This is a genomic window from Brevundimonas sp. AAP58 (genome assembly GCF_001295975.1).
Lineage (GTDB): Bacteria > Pseudomonadota > Alphaproteobacteria > Caulobacterales > Caulobacteraceae > Brevundimonas.
The window spans coordinates 1-4,971 of record NZ_LJHU01000132.1; the positions used below are offsets into that span (position 1 = coordinate 1).

Below are 4,971 nucleotides of genomic sequence, written 5' to 3' on the forward strand. Positions count from 1 at the left end.
GGAGCGCCTGCCGTGACGCGACTGACGGTCATCGGCTCGATCAATCTGGATCTCGTCGCCACCGCGCCGCGTCTGCCCGTCGCGGGCGAGACGGTGACGGGGGCGACGCTGGCCCGCCACCCCGGCGGCAAGGGGGCCAATCAGGCGCTCGCGGCGGCGCGGCTGGGGGCCGAGGTCGCCCTGTTCGGCCGGGTCGGCGATGACGCCATGGCGGACGAGGCACTGGCCTTGCTGCGGCTGGGCGGGGTCGAACTCAAGGGCGTGGCAGTCGATCCCGATGCTCCGACGGGGGTGGCGCTGATCGCGGTCGATCCGTCGGGCGAGAACCAGATCGTGGTCGCGGCGGGGGCAAACCACGCGGTGACGGTCGCCGATCTGCCGGAGCGCCTCGCGGGCCCGGTCGTGCTCCAGCTGGAACTGCCGATCCCGGTGGTCGAGGCGGCTGTGGCGCGGACGCAGGGGTTCGTCGCGGTGAACCTGGCCCCCGCCTCTCCGGTGTCGGACGCGCTTTTGGCGCGCGCCGACCTGTTGATCGTCAACGAGGGTGAGGCGGCCTTCTATGGCGAGCGGCTGCACGCCGGCGGCGGGCGGCTGATCGTGACGCTCGGCGCGGCGGGCACCGTCATGTTCGAGGCGGGCCGGGAGGTCGCGCGGGCCACGCCACCGAAGGTCTCGGTGGTCGATTCGACCGGGGCGGGCGACGCCTTCGTCGGCGCGGTCGTTGTGGCCCTGAGCGAGGGTATGACGGTCGAGACGGCGCTGGCCTTCGCCTGCGCGGCGGGGGCGGTGGCGGCAACGAAGCCAGGGGCTCAGCCGTCGCTGCCAAGCCGGGCGGAGATCGAGGCGATCCTGGGGACCGGCTGACTCGCCTCAGCCGGGCGAACCCATGTAGTCCCGCTTGCTCAAGGGGACCCCGGCCTGACGCAGCAGGCCGTAGGCCGTCGTCAGGTGGAAGTAGAAGTTCGGCAGGGCGAAACCGGTCAGATACGGCCGACCCTCGAACGTCATCTGGCCGCCGGGGAAGGTCACGACGACTTCCTTGCCCTCCTGCCCGTCGATGGCGTCGCGCGGGACGGAGGCGATGTAGGCTAGGGTCTGGGCGATGCGACCCTTCAGCTCGGCGATCGTGACCTCGCTGTCGTCATGGACGGGCGCGGCGACGCCGGACAGTCGGGCGATGCACAGCTTGGGACTATCGCAGGCGATCTGTACCTGTTTGCGCAGAGGATGCATGTCGGGCGCGAGGCGCGTGTCCAGCCAGGCCTCGGCATCCTGACCGGTCGCGGCGGCGTGGGCCACGGCCTTGTCGAGCAGGGCGTCGAGCGCGCGCAGGCCCCGGGTGAAGGCCGGGACGCCGAGGTCGTAGAGTTCGGTGGCCATGATTGCTCTCCTGGAAGGTTCAACCGGCTTAGCGGGCCGGGCAGTCGCTGTCAGCCGAAGCTGCCGTCAGAAGGTGACGACCAGCCGCACGACCTCCCCCGCATGAAGCCGGTCGAACCCTGCGTTGATATCGTCGAGCGGGATCATGCCGCTCATCAGCCGGTCGACCGGAAGGCGGCCCTGGCGGTAGAGGGCGACGTAGCGGGGGATGTCGCGGCTGGGCACGCAGGTCCCGATGTAGGAGCCCTTCAGCGTGCGCTCCTCGCCCACCAGGGAGACGACGTTGACCGGGAGCGCGGAGTCGGGCGGCGGCAGGCCGGCGGTGACGGTCAGACCGCCGCGCCGCGTCATTTTCCAGGCGGCTTCCAGAGCTCGGACCGATCCGGCCATCTCGACGGCAACGTCGGCGCCGCCATTGGTCAGGGCGCGGACGTGATCGATGGCGTCGGGGGCAGCGGCGTTGACGGTATGGACGGGACCTAAGGTGCGGGCGAGCGCCAGCTTGTCTTCCGACAGGTCGACGGCGACCACGGGCGAGGCCCCGCAGGCCAGCGCGCCGAGGACGCTGGCGAGGCCCACGCCCCCGAGGCCAACCACGACCACGCTCTGGCCCGCGCGCACCTGGGCGGTGTTCACCACCGCGCCGACGCCCGTCAGGACCGCGCAGCCGAACAGGGCGGCCTCTTCGAAGCTCAGGATCGGGTCTATCTTCACCAGCGACCGGCGCGACACCACCGCCCGCTCGGCGAAGGCGGAGCAGCCGAGGTGGTGGTTCAGAGCCTCGCCCTCGTGGAAGATGCGGCGACCGCCGGACAACAGCTCGCCCCGGCCATTGGCCGCCGCGCCGGGTTCGCACAGCGCCGGGCGCCCCTCCGCGCAAGGAGCGCAGTGGCCGCAGGACGGCATAAAGACCATGGCCACATGATCCCCGATGGCGAGATCCGTCACGCCGTCTCCGAGTGCCTCGATCACACCGGCGGCCTCATGGCCCAGCGCCATTGGGAGCGGTCGCGGTCGGTCGCCGTTGATGACGCTGAGGTCGGAATGGCAGAGACCCGCGGCCTTGATGGCCACCAGCACCTCACCGGGGCCGGGCGGGTCGAGGGTGACGGTCTCGAGGCTCAGCGGGCGGCTGTCAGCATAGGGCCGGGTGGCTCCGGACTGGCGCAGGACGGCGGCACGGGCGGTGACTGGCGACATGGGGGCCCCGTTAAACGAATGACCTTCGATAGGCGCTTGACGTCGCGGAGGCCAAGCCCGAGCCTTCGTCCATAAGCCCCGTGCACCCAGGCGAAAGCCCGGGGTCCAGACGCGGACGTGACAGCTGACGGTTCGCGCTATGCGAGGTTCGAGTCGGCTGGGTCTGTTATCTGGATCCCGGTCCTCGCCGGGGTGACCGGAGAAGAACATGACGAGGAAACATGGCCGGAACCATCGAACGCACGCACCGCAACGACTATCGCCGCTTCCAGGCCATCTCGACACGCTGGATGGATAACGACGTCTACGGCCATGTGAACAACGTGGTCTATTATTCCTTCTTCGACACGGCGGTGAACCGGCTGCTGGTCGTGTCGGGGCAGCTGGACATCCACCACGGCAAGGTCATCGGCCTGGTCGCCGAGACGGGGTGCCGATACTTCTCCCCGACTGCGTTTCCCGACGAGATCGAGGCGGGCGTGCGGGTGGCGCATGTCGGCACCTCATCGGTGCGCTACGAGATCGGCCTGTTCAAGAAGAACGAGGACGAGGCCGCTGCGGTGGGCTTCTTCGTCCATGTCTACGTAGATCGCGAGACGAACCGGCCGGTGCCGTTGAGCGACGGCATGCGGGGGTTCCTGGCGAGCCTGGCGACCTAGTCGTCCATATAGCCAAGCAGCACCAGCGCGCCGACGGCCGTCAGGACGCCCAGTGCGAAGGCGGCGACGATGGAGCCGGTGGCGACGGCGGTCGATACGGTCACAGGCCGGGCCTCGTACCATTCGACGATGTCGGCCTCGCCCTCATCGGCGGCGTCTTCGTAGGTGTCGGCGGTGCTCATCTCAGGGCTCCTGTCGGGGTCTGGACATCAACCCGCGTCAAGCGCAGCGGTTCCGGCCCCTCCGCCGTGACAGGCTCGCGACCTTCGGCTAGATGCGGCTCACCCAGACCTGATCGCGCTCAAGCAGCGAGCGACCGCGTCGCGAGCGTTAGCGCCCTTACGAGACAAACATGGCCGGCCATTCCAAGTTCAAGAACATCATGCACAAGAAGGGTCGCGCCGACGCGGCCCGGTCCAAGCTGTTCTCCAAGCTGTCACGCGACATCACCGTGGCGGCCAAGTCCGGCCTGCCCGACCCGGCCATGAACCCGCGCCTGCGCCTGGCGGTCAACAACGCCAAGGCCGAGAGCCTGCCCAAGGACGTCATCCAGCGCGCTATCAACAAGGCCTCGTCCGGCGACGTCGATACGATGGAGGAGATCCGCTACGAGGGTCGCGGCCCCGGCGGCGTCGGCATCATCGTCGAGGCCCTGACCGACAACCGCAATCGCGCGGGATCCAACATCCGCGCCGCCTTCACCAAGAACGGCGGGGCGCTGGGCGAGATGAACTCGGTGGCCTTCATGTGGGACCGGGTCGGCCGCATCATCTATCCGGCGGAAGCGGGTAGCGAGGACGCTGTGATGGAGGCCGCCATCGAGGCGGGCGCCCAGGACGTCGAGAGCGATCTGGTCAAGCCCGACATCTATGAGGACGCGCCGGGCCACACCATCTGGACCGCCTTCGAGGACCTGAACGATGTGGCCGAGGCCATGTCCAAGGTGCTGGGCGACCCGAAATCGACCGCCATCGTCTGGAAGCCTCAGTCGACGGTGCCGGTGACCGGCGAGACGGTCGGCACGCTGATGAAGCTGCTGGACGCGCTCGACGCCGAGGACGACGTGCAGAACGTCTACTCCAACGAGGACATCTCCGACGAGGACCTGGCGAAGTACGCGGGCTGATCGTCAAGGCCGCCTCGGTCATTGTTCGCTAACCCTGTTTGCGGCATGACTGGAACGGATGGCGAACACACCGATTCATAACGGGGCGACCCGCATCCTGGGCCTCGATCCCGGCCTCAGGCGCACCGGCTGGGGCGTGGTGGTCAGCGAGGGCTCCCGGCTGGCGTGGGTCGCCCATGGTGTTGTCAGTCCGCCCGACACCCTGCCCCTGTCGGAGCGCCTGCTGTGGCTGCTGGACAAGGTCGGCGAGGTCTGCGCCGCCCATGCCTGTGACGAGGCGGCGATCGAGGAGGTGTTCGTCAACGTCAATCCATCCTCCACGCTGAAGCTGGGCCAGGCGCGGGCGGCGGTGATGCTGGCCCCAGCGCGGGCGGGGCTGTCGGTGGCGGAATACTCGCCCAACCTGATCAAGAAGGCGGTGGTCGGGGCCGGACACGCCGACAAGACCCAGATCGCCTTCATGGTGAAGCGACTGCTGCCGACGTGCGGCGAGGTCAAGGCCGACGCCGCCGACGCGCTCGCCGTGGCCATCACCCATGCGCAGCTCAGGAAGCGCGCGATCCTCCACCGCAAAGCGGGGGAGGGGGACCGCGAAGCGGTGGAGGG

Annotated in this window: 7 protein-coding genes; 4 read left to right on the plus strand and 3 right to left on the minus strand. The window is 69.1% G+C overall.

Features of this window, described 5'->3' with window-relative positions; genetic code table 11:
- Positions 1 to 864, plus strand: an 864-nt coding sequence (locus tag IP78_RS14570) for a ribokinase (protein ID WP_369814708.1), incomplete at its 5' end; no start/stop codon positions are given.
- Positions 865 to 870: 6 nt separating this feature from the next.
- Here IP78_RS14570 and IP78_RS14575 read toward each other — a convergent pair.
- Together IP78_RS14575 and IP78_RS14580 are read right to left on the minus strand one after the other, a co-directional pair.
- Entirely contained in the window at positions 871 to 1,380 is a 510-nt protein-coding gene (locus IP78_RS14575; RefSeq protein WP_054112385.1) for a DUF1993 family protein, read from the minus strand.
- 66 nt (positions 1,381 to 1,446) lie between these two features.
- Positions 1,447 to 2,580, minus strand: coding sequence for a zinc-dependent alcohol dehydrogenase family protein (locus tag IP78_RS14580; RefSeq protein WP_054112386.1), 1,134 nt, complete (start codon positions 2,578 to 2,580; stop codon positions 1,447 to 1,449).
- A gap of 221 nt (positions 2,581 to 2,801) precedes the next feature.
- On the opposite strand from IP78_RS14580, the gene IP78_RS14585 reads away from it, so the two are divergent.
- Positions 2,802 to 3,239, plus strand: coding sequence for a thioesterase family protein (locus IP78_RS14585; protein WP_029417335.1), 438 nt, complete (start codon positions 2,802 to 2,804; stop codon positions 3,237 to 3,239).
- On the opposite strand, the gene IP78_RS14590 is transcribed toward IP78_RS14585, so the two are convergent.
- Complete coding sequence (locus tag IP78_RS14590; protein ID WP_054112387.1) at positions 3,236 to 3,421, minus strand: hypothetical protein; 186 nt, start codon at positions 3,419 to 3,421, stop codon at positions 3,236 to 3,238. The genes IP78_RS14585 and IP78_RS14590 overlap by 4 nt on opposite strands.
- 170 nt (positions 3,422 to 3,591) lie before the next feature.
- On the opposite strand from IP78_RS14590, the gene IP78_RS14595 reads away from it, so the two are divergent.
- Complete coding sequence (locus IP78_RS14595; RefSeq protein ID WP_054112388.1) at positions 3,592 to 4,365, plus strand: YebC/PmpR family DNA-binding transcriptional regulator; 774 nt, start codon at positions 3,592 to 3,594, stop codon at positions 4,363 to 4,365.
- A gap of 58 nt (positions 4,366 to 4,423) precedes the next feature.
- The coding region (gene ruvC, locus IP78_RS14600) for a crossover junction endodeoxyribonuclease RuvC (RefSeq protein ID WP_082385193.1) at positions 4,424 to 4,971 on the plus strand (548 nt) is incomplete at its 3' end.

Coding starts and splice junctions, on each gene's coding strand:
- IP78_RS14575 (WP_054112385.1), bottom strand. CDS start 1,380: ATGGCCACCGAACTCTACGACCTCGGCGTCCCGGCCTTCACCCGGGGC.
- IP78_RS14580 (WP_054112386.1), bottom strand. CDS start 2,580: ATGTCGCCAGTCACCGCCCGTGCCGCCGTCCTGCGCCAGTCCGGAGCC.
- IP78_RS14585 (WP_029417335.1), top strand. CDS start 2,802: ATGGCCGGAACCATCGAACGCACGCACCGCAACGACTATCGCCGCTTC.
- IP78_RS14590 (WP_054112387.1), bottom strand. CDS start 3,421: ATGAGCACCGCCGACACCTACGAAGACGCCGCCGATGAGGGCGAGGCC.
- IP78_RS14595 (WP_054112388.1), top strand. CDS start 3,592: ATGGCCGGCCATTCCAAGTTCAAGAACATCATGCACAAGAAGGGTCGC.